Below are 15,016 nucleotides of genomic sequence, written 5' to 3' on the forward strand. Positions count from 1 at the left end.
CTCTGTTTCTCGTCCCTCCGCGAGGAGCAGAGGCCAACATCAGAGGCTGCATCGGCCTTCGCAGGCATGCCGCCCTTATCCTCTCCCGGCTGGACCGGGAGAGGCGGAGTAACGAGGCCGGAGCCGGCCAAAGGGTAAAACAGATGACCGTGAAACTCTCTTCCGCCAATCTCGCGAACCTTCCCGCCAAGGTCGCGGGTCCGAAATATGACCGTGCCAAGCTGAAGGCCGGCATCGTCCATTTCGGTGTCGGCAATTTTCACCGCTCGCACCAGGCCGTCTATCTCGACGATCTGTTCAATTCAGGTGTCGGCCATGACTGGGCCCTGGTCGGCGCCGGTGTGTTCGAGGGCGAGAAGATCGGTCGCGGCAAGCTCCAGGAGCAGGACTGGCTGACCACCGTGGTCGAGCAGGATGACGGTCATATGAGCGCCCGCGTCACCGGCGCCATGATCGACTTCCTGACGCCGGGCGATGCCGCCGGCATCATTGAACGGCTGGCCGATCCGGCGATCAAGATCGTGTCGCTGACCATCACCGAAGGCGGCTACTTCATCGACCCGGCGTCGGGCAAGTTCAACCCGGCACATGCGGACATCGTCGCGGACGCCCAACCGGGCGCGACCCCGAAAACCGTGTTCGGCATCATCCTTGCCGGACTGGTGCGGCGGCGCGCTGACGGCATCGTGCCGTTCACCGTCATGTCCTGCGACAACATTCCCCATAACGGCCACGTCACCTCGGACGGCGTCATTGGACTGGCGCGGCTGATCGACGAGGACCTAGCCAACTGGGTAAGCGGCCACGTCGCTTTCCCGAACGCCATGGTTGACCGAATTACGCCGGCGACCACCGACCGCGAGCGGAAGATTCTGGCCGAAGATTTCGGCCTGGAAGACAATTGGCCGGTGTTCTGCGAGCCCTTCAAGCAATGGGTGTTGGAGGATCACTTCACGGCCGGCCGGCCGGCCCTGGAGAAGGTCGGCGTCCAGTTCGTCAAGGATGTGTCGCCCTACGAGCTGATGAAGATCCGTATCCTCAATGGCGGCCATGCCACCATTGCCTATCCCGCCGGGCTGATGGACATCCACTTCGTCCATGAAGCGATGCAGGAGCCGCTGGTGCGCGGCTTTCTCGACAAGCTCGAGCATGACGAGATCATTCCGACGGTGCCGCCGGTGCCGGACACGGTGCTGGAGGACTATTACCAACTCATCGAGAAGCGCTTCTCCAATCCCAAGATCGGCGACACGGTGCGCCGGCTCTGCCTCGACGGCTCCAACCGCCAGCCGAAATTCATCATCCCGACCATCGCCGACCGACTCAAGACCGGCAAAGGCGTTGCCGGGCTGGCGCTGGAATCGGCGCTGTGGTGCCGCTACTGCTTCGGCACGACCGACAGCGGCGCCGTCATCGAACCCAACGACCCGAGCTGGGACCGGCTGCAGGCGACGGCAAGGGCGGCAAAGGATGCGCCCGCCGCCTGGCTGGCGATGGAGGACATCTATGGCGATGTCGGCCGCGCCACGGCATTCGTCGAGGCCTTCGGCCACGCGCTCGGCGTCCTGTGGGCCAATGGCGCCCGCGGCACGCTGACGCGCTATCTCGCCGGCAAGCTCTGAAAGCCATTCGACATCATGACGCCTGAACTGGTCATCTTCGACTGCGATGGCGTGCTGGTCGACAGCGAGGCGCTTTCCGTCTCGGCGCTGCTTGGCATGATCGAACTTGCCGGCGGCAATATCGGCGTGGATGCCGCCTACGAACACTTCCTCGGCAAGAGCATGAAAAGCGTGCGCGAGATGCTTGGCCGCGACTTCGGCCTGGAGATCACCGACCAGCACCTTACCGCCATGCGCGTCGACCTGATGCGAAAGTTCCGTGAGGAGCTGCAGCCGATCCCGGGCATCAAGGAGATGTTGCCCAGGCTTGGCCTGCCGTTCTGCGTCGCCTCTTCCGGCACGCTGGAACGCATTCGCTATGCGCTCGACGTCACCGGCCTGCTCGGGCTGATGGAGCCGCATCTGTTCAGCGCCACCATGGTGGCCAAGGGAAAGCCGGCGCCCGATCTTTTCCTGCATGCCGCGGCCAGCATGCGGGCCCATCCGCGCAAATGCCTCGTCATCGAGGACAGTCCGGCCGGCGTCGCGGCGGCGCGCGCGGCCGGCATGCGCGTCTTTGCCTTCACCGGCGGCTCGCATGCCGGCAACCCCGGATTGAAAGCGCGGCTTGCGTCGAGTGAACCGGACTTTATATTCGCTGACATGCTGCAATTGCCCGATTTGATTGCAGGCCTGGGAGCGAGAGTTAGAGCATCTTGACGAAACAGTTTGTTTGCGCGGTCGATGTCGGCACCGGGAGCGCTCGCGCGGGCATTCTCGACGCCAGTGGTACCTTGCTCGGCCGTGCCGATCGGCCGATCGCCATGAACCAGCCAAAACCCGATCATGCCGAGCATGATTCACGCGATATCTGGTCGGCCGTCTGCGCCGCCGTGCGTGCCGCCCGCGAAAAAGCCGGTGTGGCGGCGCAAGACATTGTCGGCATCTCCTTCGATGCAACCTGTTCTCTTGTGGTGCGCGACCGGCGGGGCGATCAGCTCAGCGTTTCGACCACCGGCGACAAGCGTTGGGACACCATCGTCTGGCTCGACCACCGCGCCATTGCCGAAGCCGACGAATGCACGGCGAGCGGCCACGAGGTGCTCAACTATATTGGCGGCGTCATGTCGCCGGAGATGGCGACGCCGAAGCTGATGTGGCTGAAGCGCAACCTGCCAAAGACCTGGAATGAAGCCGGCTATCTATTCGACCTCGCCGACTTCCTGACTTGGCAGGCGACCGGCTCGCTGGCCCGCTCGCAATGCACGCTGACGGCGAAGTGGACCTATCTGGCGCATGAGGAAAGCGCGTGGCAGCGCGATTTCTTCGAAATCGTCGGCCTGGATGACCTTTTCGAGCACGGCAATCTGCCGGAGCGCGCCAGTCCGGTCGGCGCCGACATTGGTCCGCTGACGGCGCAAGCGGCGGCGGAGCTCGGCCTGACGGAAAGCTGCCGGGTCGGCGCCGGGGTCATCGATGCCTATGCCGGCGCGCTTGGCGTGCTTGGCGGCTTCGCCGGCGACGAGCAGGATATCGGCCGTCACCTGGCGCTGATCGCCGGCACGTCGAGCTGCGTCATGGCGATGTCGCCCGATCCGCAGCCTTTCGCGGGCGTCTGGGGTCCCTATTACGGCGCGGCGCTGCCGAAGCTGTGGCTGTCGGAAGGCGGCCAGTCGGCGACCGGCGCCCTGCTCGACCACATCATCCGCTGGCACGGCGCCGGCGGCGAGCCCGACGCCGCAATGCACGCCAGGATCGCCAGCCGTGTCGCCGAACTGCGCGCCGCCGAAGGGGAGAACCTTGCCGCGCGGCTGCATGTGCTGCCCGACTTCCACGGCAACCGCTCGCCGCTGGCCGATCCGCATGCAGTCGGCGTCGTCAGCGGCCTGACGCTGGATTCCTCCTTCGACAGCCTGTGCAAGCTCTACTGGCGCACCGCCGTCGGCATCGCGCTCGGCGTGCGTCATGTGCTGGAGGCGCTGAACGAGAACGGCTATCTGATCGACACGCTGCATGTCACCGGCGGCCACACCAAGAACCCGCTGCTGATGGAACTCTACGCCGATGCCACCGGCTGCACGGTGGTCGAACCGCTGGCCGACGAGGCGGTGCTGCTCGGCACCGGCATGGTCGCCGCCACCGCCGCCGGGTTGTTTCCCGACCTCAACGCCGCCTGCCTTGCCATGCAGCAGGGCGGCAAGAGGCGTGCCGCCAACCCGGGCGCCGGCGCCCGCTTCGATCGCGACTACCGGATATTCCTGGAAATGCACCGGCAGCGGCAGGCGCTCGACGCGATACGGTAGGCTTTGCGCTATTGATTGCGCAGCGAGGCGCCCGACGTGGCGTCGAACAGATGGATGCTCTCTTCCTCGAACGTGTAGCGCACAGGGGCGTTCAGCAACGGGCATTCGCGCGCCGGAACCAGCGCGCTGATCTCCTTGCCGCCTGAACCGAATGTCACCAGCGCGTCATTGCCGTGGAATTCGATGAGATCGGCTGTACCTTGCAATATGCCGGCGGCACCGGCACCGGCCGTCTTCAGGTCCGGAGGTCGGATGCCGAGCACGGCGCGGTCGCCATGCTGCAGATGAAAACCCCGGCCCTCGACCGAAAGAACCGTTCCGGCACCGGTCAATATCCAGCCATTGCCCGAGCGGCCGACCGTCACCTCGATGAAATTCATGTTCGGCGTGCCGATGAAACCGGCGACGAACATGTTGCCCGGCCGCCGATAGATTTCCGCCGGGGAACCGATCTGCTCGATGACGCCGTCCTTGAGCAGCACGATGCGGTCGGCCAGCGTCATCGCCTCCAGCTGGTCATGGGTGACGTAGACGGTGGTGGTCTTCAGCGACTGGTGCAGGCGCGCGATCTCGACGCGCATATGGTTGCGCAATTTGGCATCGAGATTGGAAAGCGGCTCGTCGAACAGGAACACCTTTGGCGTCTTGATCATCGCACGGGCAATGGCGACGCGCTGCTGCTGGCCGCCGGAAAGCTCGGCCGGCTTGCGGCCGAGATAGGGTTCGAGCCCGAGCGTCCTCGACACCGCTTCGACCCGCTTGCGGATATCGGCCGCCGGCACCTTCTGGCGCCGCAGCCCGAAGGCGATGTTGTCGAAGATCGTCATGTGCGGATAGAGCGCATAGTTCTGGAACACCATGGCGATGCCGCGGTCGCCCGGATCGAGATCGTTGACCACCTTGCCGCCGATCGAGACCTCGCCGCCGCTGATGTCCTCCAGCCCCGCCAGCATGCGCAGCAAGGTCGACTTGCCGCAGCCGGAGGGGCCGAGGAACACGACGAATTCGTGTTCCTCTATCGAGAGGTTGAGGTCGCGGATGACCGTGGTGGCGCCATAGGCCTTGTCGACATGGGAGCAAACGATAGCGGACATGGTCAGCCCTTCTCGCCGCTGAGCAAGATCTGCAGCTTGACGTCTTGCGGGTTGCCTTCGGCAGCCCGCTCGAATGCCTTGATGCTGTCGGAGAAATCATAGGTGCCGGTGATCAGCGGCTTGAGGTCGACCTTGCCGGAAGCGATCAGCTGCAAGGCGCGGTCAAAGATGTTGGCATAGCGGAACACCGTCTCGATGCGCACCTCCTTGGAGATCGCAGCCGGCACGTTGAGGGCGACCGGCTCGACCGGCAGGCCGACCAGCACCACCGCCCCGCCCGGCCGAACGACATTGAACAGGTCGGCAAAGGCCTTCGGGTTGCCGCTGGCCTCGAAGACGATATCGGCACCCCAATTGCCGGTCGCGGCGGCAACGGCATCGGCCAGCGAATGCTCGCCGATGTTGACCGGCACGATGCCGGCATACTGCGCGGCGATCGCCAGCTTGGGCGCGGAGAAGTCGGAGATCAGCACTTTCGAACAGCCGCCGGCAAGGGCGGCAAGCGCAATCATGATGCCGATCGGGCCGCAGCCGACGACGACAGCGACATCGCCCGGAACGATCCGGGCACGGCTTGCCGCCTGCATGCCGATGGCGAAGGGTTCGACCATCGCGCCCTCGGCGAAGGAAACATTGTCGGGCAGTTTGTAGGTGAAGGCGGCCGGGTGCACGGCATAGGGCGCGAGGACGCCATGCACCGGCGGCGTCGCCCAGAAGCGTACGTCCGGGTCGACATTGTAGATGCCGAGCTTGGTCGCGCGCGACGACAGGTTCGGCACGCCCGGTTCCATGCAGACGCGATCGCCGACCTTGAACGTCTCGACATTGGCGCCGATCTCGACGACCGTCCCCGCGGCTTCGTGGCCGAGCACCATCGGCGCGCGTACGACATAGCTGCCGATGGCGCCGTGCGTGTAATAGTGCACGTCGCTGCCGCAGACGCCGACCGTGTGGATGGCTATCCTGACGTCGTCCGGCCCGACATCGAGCGGCAACGCGATCTCGCGCAGCGACAGTTCGCCTTTTTTCTCAAGCACCAGTGCCCGCATCGGGGAAATCCTCACATCAAGTCTTTTTTTGCCGGAAAACGGAATTCAGGAACCCGCTGAGTACGCCGAGGAACAGCAGCGGCGGCAGCGACAGGAGCACGACCGAGGCGTTCAGAATGCCCCACGGCACATTCATGCCCTGCTGGGAGAGTTCCGAGGCGACGATCGGCAAGGTCTTGGCATTGGAACTCGACAGCATCAGCGCGATCAGGAATTCGTTCCAGACCAGCACGAAGCTGAAGGCGACCGCCCCTGCCAGGGAGCGCGCGGCGACGGGCAAGGCAATGCGCCAGAACACCGAATAGGCGCCGTAGCCGTCGACGAAGGCTGCTTCCTCGATCTCCTTCGGCACGCTTTGGAAGGCGGGGATGGCGAGCCACATGATCACCGAGATGGTGAGCAGCGAGTAGGTGACGATCAGCGCCGGCAAAGTGTCGTAGAGGCCGACCTGCAGCCAGATCACCATCAGCGGAATGGCCACCGCGACCGGCGGCAGGAAGCGCAGCGACAGCACGAAGAACTGGATGTCGCCGGCCCATCGGTTGGGGTAGCGCGCCACCGCGTAGGCCGCCGGCAGGCCAAGCACGACGCCGATCAGCACGGCCGAGCCGCAGGCGACGACCGAGTTGTAGAGCCCGGTGAGCACACTGTCGCGGCCAAGGATGTAGCCGATGTTGGCCCATGTCGGCGTGAACACCAGGCGCGGCACGCGGGTGATGATGTCGACATTGTTCTTGAGCGCATTGAGCGCCGTCCACAGCAGCGGAAACACGGCCAGGAACCCAGCCAGCGCCAATATCGCCTTGCCGATCAGTCTGCCGGGCTTCATGCCTGCACCCGCTTCCACAGCATGGTGAAGGTGATAACGGTGGCGATCATCATCAGCACGGCCATGGCCGAGGCGTAGGAGACCTTTCCGGACTCGATGAAGCCTTGCGAGAAGGCGTACATGTCGAGCGTTTCGGTGGCCACGCCCGGTCCGCCGCGGGTCATCACATAGATCAGGTCGAAGGAGCGCAGCGATTCGATCATCTTGACGAACATCAGGCTGGTCAAGGGTGCCTTCAGCATCGGCAAGGTGACATAGGCGTGGATCTGCCAGCGCCTGGCATGGTCGAGCCGTGCCGCCTCGATCGGCTGCGGCGGCAGGGCTTCGAGCAGCTTCAGCACGATGACGGCGAAGAACAGCCCCCACTGCCAGACATCGACCGAAGCGACGGCGAACAAGGCCGTCGCCGGCTTCGACAGCGGATCGAAGATCAGCCCGCCTGTGATAAGCCTGTAGGGGTAGGTGGCGATGCCGTAGAGCGGATGGTAGGCGAATTTCCAGACGAAGGCCGCCGAGACGCGCGGCAACAACACCGGGATGATGAACAGCAGGCAGTAGACATTGCGCAGGCGCGGGCTGGCGACCTCGAACATCAGCACGCCGAGCCCGATCGCCACCACCATCGTCGCGACAACGGTGACGATCTCCCATTTCACCGACACCCAGACCGCGTTGAGAAAGCGGCGGTCGAGAAACAAGTCATAGAAGTTCGAAAGCCAGACCCAGGAATAATCGGGCGTGCTCAACTCGCGGTTCTGCAAGGCGATGACAATGGCGTAGAGCGTCGGCACCATCGACAGCACCAGAAGGATGGCGATGGTCGGAACGACGAAGGTGACAGGGAGCGACGTGCGTCGGGCCATTGGCATCTATCCTCGCTTGCGTCTCGATGGTGTCGGCATGACTTGCTCGTTGGGCAAAGTTCCCGCGGCGCGCAGGTCCCGGCATTGCGGACAATGCCGTGGACCGCGCGCCACGGGCGGGAGGATGGCTCTATTTCTTCTTCGCCAGATCGTTGGCATAGGCCTCGAGCTCGTTGAGGCCGCCCTTGATGTCGGTACGGGTGCCGGTGACCAGTTCCTCGAGGATGATGCCCCAACGGTCGCCGAGATCGGGCCAGCGCGGATCCTGCCAGAAGTTGACCGCCGTGACCTTGCCGGTCGCCGCCAGCGCCTGGCCGAGATCGGCGCCGTAGATGTCGGCGAATTCCTTGCTGGACAGGATGCTGGTGCGGTTCAGCTCGCCGAACTGATGGGCGTCGAGCCGGCGCTTCTCGTTTTCCTTGGACGTTGCCCAGGCGATGAACAGGCCGGCGCATTTCTTCGACGCGTCGTCGGCATTGGCCTTCGCCGCGATGGCAAGGCCATGGCCGTAACCGCCGCCGGGCAGTGGCGAGGGCGGCGGCAGGAAGCCGATCTTGCCGACCACCTGCGAGGTCTTCGGATCGACCGCCATGCCCGACAGCGGCGTCGATTCGACGAGGATGGCGACCTGGCCGGAGAGGAAGGCGCCGGTCGATTCATCCCAGCTGCCGGTCTGCGTGCCGGGGGCCGAATCCTTGAAGAGTTTCAGATAGGTTTCGGTCGCCTTGACGGCGGCGTCCGAATTGAAGACCGGCTTGTCGCCGTCAAACCACTGACCGCCATAGGCCTTGAAGAAGGGCATCCAGCGCCAGACATTGGCGCCCGAACCGCGTGCGCCGCGCAGCGCGATGCCATACATGCCCTTGTCCGGATTGGTGAGCTTCGGCACATCGGCGATCAGTTCGTCGAGTGTCTTGGGCGGCTGGATGCCGGCGGCCTCGAGCACGTCCTTGCGGTAGACCATCAGGTCGCCGCCGCCGGTCAGCGGCGCGAACCAGACCTTGCCGTCATAGGTCGCGACCTTCTGACGGCCGGGATCGAAGTCGGCATAATCATAGTCAGCCGGATAATAATCGGTCAGCGGCACGATCCATTTCGACGAGGCGAACAGAGCGACATTGGCTTCGTCGACATAGTAGACGTTGTAGTTGCCGACGGTGGACGCATCGGCGCGCGATTTCGCGCGGCGGTCGTTTTCGTTCAGATAGTCGATCTGGAAGCCGGCGCCGGCAAGCTTCTCGAACTCGGCCTTGGAGTCCTCCAGAAGCGTCAGGCCGTCGCGTGGCTGCGCCAGCACCTTGACCGGTGCCGTGCAGACCGGCGCCTGCGCCAGCGCGATGGTTGATACGGTAGCGGAAAGCATGAAAGCTGCGCCCAAGCCCGCAGCGAGCCGAATTGGTTTCATTGATTTTTCTCCTCCAGGAACACTCGCGGGAAGCGGACGTCCTCGGGGTCTGCGATCCTCACCATCGCCCGAGCGACAAGCCACCCACCGCCAAAATGAGGAGTTCAACCGGACCAAGCTAGAAGCCCCGTTGCAACAAACATGTACTTTTATGCATTGTGCAGCGCAAAAAACGGCGCACCGGATCAAAGTCCGTCACACGAGTATCGATCGCATCCAAGCCGTTGATTTAAGGCGTGCTTATGCGCGCATCGTCAGCCGTTGCCGCGACAGCTTGCGGTATGATGACGGCGTCATCTTGTGCTTGCGCAGGAAGGCGCGGTTGAAGTTCGAGATGTTCATGTAGCCGACCTGGAAACAGATGTCGGTGATGGCAACATCGGTATCCGCCAGCAGCTTGCAGGCCTGCCAGAGCCTGAGCTTGGCAAGGTGGTCGCTGAAGGAGTTGCCGGTGTTCTTCTGGAAGAAGCGCGAAAATGTGCTCTCCGTCATTCCCGCGAGTTCGGCCACGTCGGGCAGCTTCAGATCCTCGGCGAAATGCTGGAACAGATAGGTCAGCGTGCGCTGGATGATGTCGAGGGACGCGGCATCGAGAACCGGCGAAAAATCGGGCGAAGACAAGAGTTCGTACTCGTCGGTCCTGGCCAGGAGGTCGACCAGTTCGAGGAACAGGCAGAGGCGGGCGAGCCCATGCACCGTTCCCATCCGCTCCATCAGTTCGGCGCCCTCCAGCGCCGTGCGACCGTGAAAGACCATGCCGCGCAGCGACCGTTCGAGGAACGGCTCCAGTTCGCGCAGTTCGGGCAACAGGCCCGCCGAGCCGCGCAGCCTCTGCGCATCGAACTGCAGGACGATGTCGCGGCCTTCGATCAGTTCGCCCGGCTGCACCGCCGTCACCCAGTCATGTGGCAGGCCGCCACCGACGATGGTCAGGTAGCCAGGCCCGAATTCGCCAATGTGATCGCCAACCAGGACCACGCCGGAGGATTTCCTGAGCAGATGGATTTCGTATTCCGGATGAAAGTTCCAGACATTGCGCTCCCAGGGGTAGTCGTCGCGCCTCCACAGGAAACTGTCGCTCGCCTCGGTGACGATATGTTCGAAGGCCGGCGCAGTGCGCGGGATCGCGGTCGTGTTTTTTCGCTGTCTGAACGCCATCCGTATCTCCCGGGGGGTTCGCTGGCTGCCGATCTCCGAGGCAATCCGTAACAGCCCGCGCCCGGCAAGGGAACGACGCAACCGCACCAGGGGAATGGCGCTGGCTCAATCGGTACCCGCTCCTCCTCCCTTGCCTTCATGTCGCATTTCGTTCAATAGACGGCGCAAACGCCGCGAAACCGCAGGTTTTGCCGTTTGACATGCGGCTTCCGGCTTCTTTCTGCCGACGTGCCGCGCCTGGAAAGAGCGGAACAATGTCTGCGATCGAAGCCGGCGCTCGCGCGCCGGAAAATCTTTGGCGTCAGGAAATCAAGGCGACGCTGGCGCTGGCCTGGCCGATGGTGCTGACCAATCTCGGCCAAACGGCGATGACGGCCACCGACGTCATGATGATGGGGCGGCTCGGGCCGGACACGCTGGCCAGCGGCGCGCTTGGCGCCAACCTCTATTTCATGCCGCTGATCTTCGGCCTCGGCCTGATGCTGGCAACCTCGCCTATGATTGCCACCGAGCTTGGCCGTCGCCGCCATTCGGTGCGCGACCTGCGCCGCACCGTGCGCCAGGGCTTGTGGCTGGCGATCCTGATCTCGATCCCGATCTGGATCTTCCTGTGGCATGGCGAATCCATTCTGCTGGCGATGGGCCAGGAGCCTGCCTTGGCGCACCAGGCCGGCATCTACCTGCGCTGGCTGGAATGGGCGGTGCTGCCTTTCTACCTCTACATCGTGCTGCGCTCGTTCATCTCGGCGCTGGAACGCCCTGGTTGGGCGCTGGTCATCGTTTTCGTCGCCGTCGCCTGCAACGCGCTCTTCAACTGGGTGTTCATGTTCGGCAATCTCGGCTTTCCGGCAATGGGCATCTCCGGTTCGGGCCTTGCCACCTCGCTGTCCAGCACGCTGATGTTCGCCGGCATGGCAGCGGTGGTGATGCTGGAGAAGAAGTTCCGGCGCTACCGTCTGTTCGGGCGCTTCTGGCGATCCGACTGGCCGCGTTTCAAGGGCCTGCTTCGGCTCGGCCTGCCGATCGCCGGCATCCTCGCCTTCGAGGTGACGATCTTCAACGCCGCGGCGCTGCTGATGGGCCTGATCGACGCGGATTCGCTGGCCGCGCATGCCATCGCCATCCAGATCGCCTCGATCTCCTTCATGGTGCCGCTTGGCCTCAACCAGGCGGTGACGGTGCGCGTCGGCCTTGCGCACGGCGCCGGCAATCCGGAAGGCGTCTCGCGCGCCGGCTGGACCGCCTTTGTCATCGGCGTCTCGTTCATGGCCCTGATGGGGCTGGTGATGATCCTGTGGCCGCATCCGCTGATCAGCGCCTTCATCGATCTCACCAACCCGGCCAATGCCAGGGTGATCACGCTTGCCGTCTCATTCCTGGCCTTCGCCGCCCTGTTCCAGGTCTTCGACGGCGCGCAAGCGGTCGCCGCCGGCATGCTGCGCGGCCTGCATGACACCAAGGTGCCGATGATCTACGCCGCGATCGGCTATTGGGGCGTGGGCCTGCCGCTTGGCGTGCTGCTCGCCTTCCATTTCGGCCTGCACGGCGTCGGCATCTGGATGGGCCTCTCGACAGGGCTGGCCGTGGTGGCGGCGCTGCTCCTGGCGCGCTGGCTGCGCCGCGACCGGATCGCGCCGTCGCTTGCCTTCGGGCATTGAACCGGACGGTTGCCGGCTGCCCGGCAGCAGACATTGCGGCTCATTGAACGGAGCCTTCGCGTCAGCCTACGAAACGCCTGCTTTGCGCCTCTTGTCAGTCGTTCGGGCATGCACCGCGTGTCCCAGAAGCAAAGCGGCGAAGGCCGACGGCATATTGGCGAATCGTCGGGTTCGTCGGTGTGCCAACCTGGGGACGGGCTCAAACCATGCGCGCGACAGGTGAAATTAGAAGTTGTTTAAGTCCGCCTGAGCAAGGGCCCCCGTCTCATCGGTGATTTGCCGTGTTTGAGCGGGTCCGCTCAGCCATCGTAAGCCCATGCAATCAAAGAACTGTTTTAAAAGCACTCGATCAAAATGGCCGCTCCACGTCTCCATCATCTCCGCGGCAGCCTCTGGAGTGAAGCCTTTCTTGTATGGCCGAATGGACGTCAAGGCATCGAAAACATCGCAAATCGCGACAATCCGTGCCGCGGCACCGATCTGTCCGTCTTTCAGGCCATCCGGGTAGCCGGACCCGTCCAGCTTTTCGTGATGATGAAGGCAGATTTTTCCCACGATTTCCGGTAACCCCTTCGTCGTCGCCAGGATTGCATATCCCTCGCGCGGATGGGTCTGCATGATTGCCATCTCATCAGCCGTGAGCTTGTCGGCCTTGGTCAGAATGGCGGTCGGGATACGAATCTTTCCGATGTCATGCAGAAGACTGCCAACTGACAGTATCCGGACCAAATTACTGTCAAGCTTCAGATGTCGCGCGAATAAGCCGACAAGTGCGCAGACTGCTACTGAATGTTGAAAGCTGATCTCATCCTTTGTCTTGAGCTTGGTGAGGTTCAAGACGCTTGCCGGGCGAGTGCATAGGAGCTGGTCGACGACATCGACAACCGCCTCCACTTGCTGATGGTCAATGCATGTAGATGAGGCCGCATTGCTGAAGATCGAGCGGACCATCCCGGTCGCTTTCATCAACGCGGCCTCAGTGTTGGCGGGCGTTGAGCTCTCAATGGGTTTTGCTAGCTCGACCGTCGAACTGGTCGGCCCGATCCCCTTTGAAAGATCGATGACAAGCGTCGTTACCGAACTTTCGCGAAGCACCTTCAGCTCGGCCGGGCTGGATAGTTTGAACTGGCTGGCTGCAAACGGGCTGCGTAGCCATTGCTTGCCGAACCCATGAACAAACATCCCGACACGGGCCTCATTCTTGTCGATCTCAAGAAGCGTGGAATTGATCATACAGTGTTCGCTTGGTTAGCCTTTGACTCAAAACCGTCGGAGCGACCAGATGCTTGGCGGATACCAACGCCTAATATTGTCCGCGTCTCCGGTGCGCTTACTTCAAGTTATAGCGCATAGCTGCCCGGAAACTACTCTCGCGCGCCTCTCAACCCTCGTCCCCGTTCAATGTTACGGCATGTTCGTAAACTTTCCTTACCCTATCGAGCAGGAGACAAGTTCGTCCCGCAGTTAGCCCGGTACTATACTCGAAAATCCGCGGTTCGATTTTGGTCGCGGCTCTGCCGATTGGCGTAGCAGCACGAATAACGAGTTTCGGGTGCTAGCCGCAGCGTGCAGAACGTCCGACAACGAGTCGGCTACAGAACGTCAGCTATTGGCCCAAGGGTAGCCAATAACCGCCAGTCCGGAGGCGGCTCCAAAGGTGACGCACCCAACGTCATCCAATGACCCAAAGAGGCATTCGAGCGCCTCCTACAGTTTTAGTCTCCGTCGATGTTCGTCAATACAGCATGCTCTCCACTCAATGGGCGGCGCGCCGTTCGAGCGACCGGGCATATTGCGTCAGCGGAAAGCACATGACGAAGAAGATCAGCGCCACCAGCCCATAGACCTTGAACGGTTCGAAGGTCGCGTTGTTGATGGCGTTCGAGGTCCGCACTAGTTCCTCGAAGCCGATGATCGAGGTCAGCGCCGTCGACTTGATGAGCTGCACCAGGAAGCCGACCGTCGGCGCGCGGGTGATCGAGAAGGCTTGCGGCAGGATGATCAGCCTGAGTTCCTGCAGATAGTGCAGGCCGAGGCTGGCGCCGGCGTCCCATTGGCCCAACGGCAGCGCGTCTACCCCGGAGCGCCAGATCTCGGCCAGATAGGCGCTGGCGAAGAAGGTGAGGCCGAGCACCGCCGCGGTCCAGGGCTCGATGCGCAGGCCGAGCATCGGCAGGCCGAAGAACATCAAGAACAGCTGCATCAGGAGCGGCGTTCCCTGGAAAAGGGCGATGTAGCCGGAGGCGAGGCGCCGGCTCCATCTATTCTTGGAGATCCTGAAGAACAGCACGACCATCCCGACCAGCGCGCCGCCAACGAAGGCGGCCAGCGACAGCAGCACGGTCCAGCGCGCGGCCAGCAGAAGATTGCGCACGATGTCCCAGAAGGTGAACTCGATCATGACACGCCAGCTCCGAGAGCGCGACGCCCGCCGGTGACCAGAAGCCGGCGCAAGGCCATCGACAAAGCGAGATAGACCAGTGTCACGACGAAATAGGTCTCGAAGGACCGGAAGGTCCGCGCCTGCAGCATGTCGGCTTCATAGGTCAGCTCGCGCACCGCGATCTGCGACACCACGGCCGACTCCAGCATCATGATGACGATCTGGCTGGTGAGCGCCGGATAGATCACCTTGAGCGCCTGCGGCAGCACGATCTTGATGAACACCTGACGGGGCCTGAGCCCCAAGGCCAGCGCTGCTTCCGTCTGCCCGAGCGGCACGGCATCAAGCCCGGCGCCGACGATCTCGATCGTGTAGGCCGCCATGTTGAGCGTCATCGCCAGCATGGCGGCCAGGATCGGGTCGAGCCGGATCCCGAGACTAGGCAGCCCGAAGAAGATGAAGAACAGCTGCACCAGGAACGGCGTGTTGCGCATCACCTCGACGTACCAGGCGATGGCCCGGCGAAGCAGCGCGGGGCCGTTTCGCCGTCCCGCCGCGCCCAGGATGCTGAGCAGCGTTCCCGCCAGCGTGGTCACGGCGATCAGCAGGATCGTCGTGGCCGCGCCGTGCGCGATGTCGCCCACGGCACCTGGAAGCCAGCCGAAGGCCATGG

At 63.3% G+C, this 15,016-nt stretch carries 13 protein-coding genes; 4 read left to right on the forward strand and 9 right to left on the reverse strand.

Annotated features, from left to right (window positions below):
- The first annotated feature begins 143 nt into the window (after nt 1-143).
- The 3 genes from FJ977_RS09210 to FJ977_RS09220 are packed head-to-tail and all read left to right on the forward strand — an operon-like array spanning nt 144 to nt 3,904.
- Nucleotides 144-1,622, forward strand: a complete 1,479-nt coding sequence (locus FJ977_RS09210; protein ID WP_140770639.1) for a mannitol dehydrogenase family protein — start codon at nt 144-146, stop codon at nt 1,620-1,622.
- Nucleotides 1,623-1,637: 15 nt separating this feature from the next.
- On the forward strand, nt 1,638-2,321 hold the full coding sequence (locus FJ977_RS09215) for an HAD-IA family hydrolase (RefSeq protein ID WP_140770641.1): 684 nt from the start codon (nt 1,638-1,640) through the stop codon (nt 2,319-2,321).
- Nucleotides 2,318-3,904, forward strand: coding sequence for an FGGY-family carbohydrate kinase (locus FJ977_RS09220; protein ID WP_140770643.1), 1,587 nt, complete (start codon nt 2,318-2,320; stop codon nt 3,902-3,904). Before FJ977_RS09215 ends, FJ977_RS09220 begins: the two co-directional genes overlap by 4 nt.
- Nucleotides 3,905-3,912: 8 nt before the next feature.
- Here FJ977_RS09220 and ugpC read toward each other — a convergent pair whose 3' ends face one another.
- The 6 genes from ugpC to FJ977_RS09250 all read right to left on the reverse strand — a co-directional run bounded on the left by ugpC (nt 3,913) and on the right by FJ977_RS09250 (nt 10,302).
- Complete coding sequence (gene ugpC, locus FJ977_RS09225; protein WP_140770645.1) at nt 3,913-4,998, reverse strand: sn-glycerol-3-phosphate ABC transporter ATP-binding protein UgpC; 1,086 nt, start codon at nt 4,996-4,998, stop codon at nt 3,913-3,915.
- Nucleotides 4,999-5,000: 2 nt separating this feature from the next.
- Nucleotides 5,001-6,047 (reverse strand): NAD(P)-dependent alcohol dehydrogenase, encoded by a 1,047-nt coding sequence (locus FJ977_RS09230; protein ID WP_140770647.1) that lies wholly within the window; start codon nt 6,045-6,047, stop codon nt 5,001-5,003.
- Between the two features lie 16 nt (nt 6,048-6,063).
- On the reverse strand, nt 6,064-6,876 hold the full coding sequence (locus FJ977_RS09235; protein ID WP_140770649.1) for a carbohydrate ABC transporter permease: 813 nt from the start codon (nt 6,874-6,876) through the stop codon (nt 6,064-6,066).
- The gene (locus tag FJ977_RS09240) at nt 6,873-7,739 is read right to left on the reverse strand and encodes a sugar ABC transporter permease (RefSeq protein WP_140770651.1); all 867 of its coding nucleotides are present in this window, start codon (nt 7,737-7,739) and stop codon (nt 6,873-6,875) included. Before FJ977_RS09240 ends, FJ977_RS09235 begins: the two co-directional genes overlap by 4 nt.
- Nucleotides 7,740-7,869: 130 nt before the next feature.
- On the reverse strand, nt 7,870-9,102 hold the full coding sequence (locus tag FJ977_RS09245; RefSeq protein WP_246682883.1) for an extracellular solute-binding protein: 1,233 nt from the start codon (nt 9,100-9,102) through the stop codon (nt 7,870-7,872).
- A 282-nt stretch (nt 9,103-9,384) separates the two neighbouring features.
- Nucleotides 9,385-10,302: an AraC family transcriptional regulator gene (locus FJ977_RS09250; protein ID WP_140770655.1), complete on the reverse strand. Its 918-nt coding sequence runs from the start codon at nt 10,300-10,302 to the stop codon at nt 9,385-9,387.
- A 254-nt stretch (nt 10,303-10,556) separates the two neighbouring features.
- Between FJ977_RS09250 and FJ977_RS09255 the strand changes: the two genes are divergently transcribed.
- Nucleotides 10,557-11,960, forward strand: a complete 1,404-nt coding sequence (locus FJ977_RS09255) for an MATE family efflux transporter (RefSeq protein WP_140770657.1) — start codon at nt 10,557-10,559, stop codon at nt 11,958-11,960.
- A gap of 225 nt (nt 11,961-12,185) precedes the next feature.
- Here FJ977_RS09255 and FJ977_RS09260 read toward each other — a convergent pair whose 3' ends face one another.
- The 3 genes from FJ977_RS09260 to FJ977_RS09270 form a co-directional block, all read right to left on the reverse strand.
- Nucleotides 12,186-13,193, reverse strand: coding sequence for an HD-GYP domain-containing protein (locus tag FJ977_RS09260; protein ID WP_140770659.1), 1,008 nt, complete (start codon nt 13,191-13,193; stop codon nt 12,186-12,188).
- A 523-nt stretch (nt 13,194-13,716) separates the two neighbouring features.
- A complete protein-coding gene (locus FJ977_RS09265; protein ID WP_140770661.1) occupies nt 13,717-14,361 on the reverse strand; it encodes an amino acid ABC transporter permease in 645 nt (214 codons plus the stop codon).
- Nucleotides 14,358-15,014 carry an amino acid ABC transporter permease gene (locus FJ977_RS09270; protein WP_056568479.1) on the reverse strand — a complete coding sequence of 219 codons (657 nt, stop codon included), beginning with the start codon at nt 15,012-15,014 and terminating at the stop codon, nt 14,358-14,360. The genes FJ977_RS09265 and FJ977_RS09270 overlap by 4 nt, the downstream gene beginning before the upstream one ends.
- Between the last annotated feature and the right edge of the window lie 2 nt (nt 15,015-15,016).

The sequence above is a fragment of the Mesorhizobium sp. B2-1-3A genome, assembly GCF_006442655.1.
In the GTDB taxonomy this organism is placed as follows: Bacteria; Pseudomonadota; Alphaproteobacteria; order Rhizobiales; family Rhizobiaceae; genus Mesorhizobium.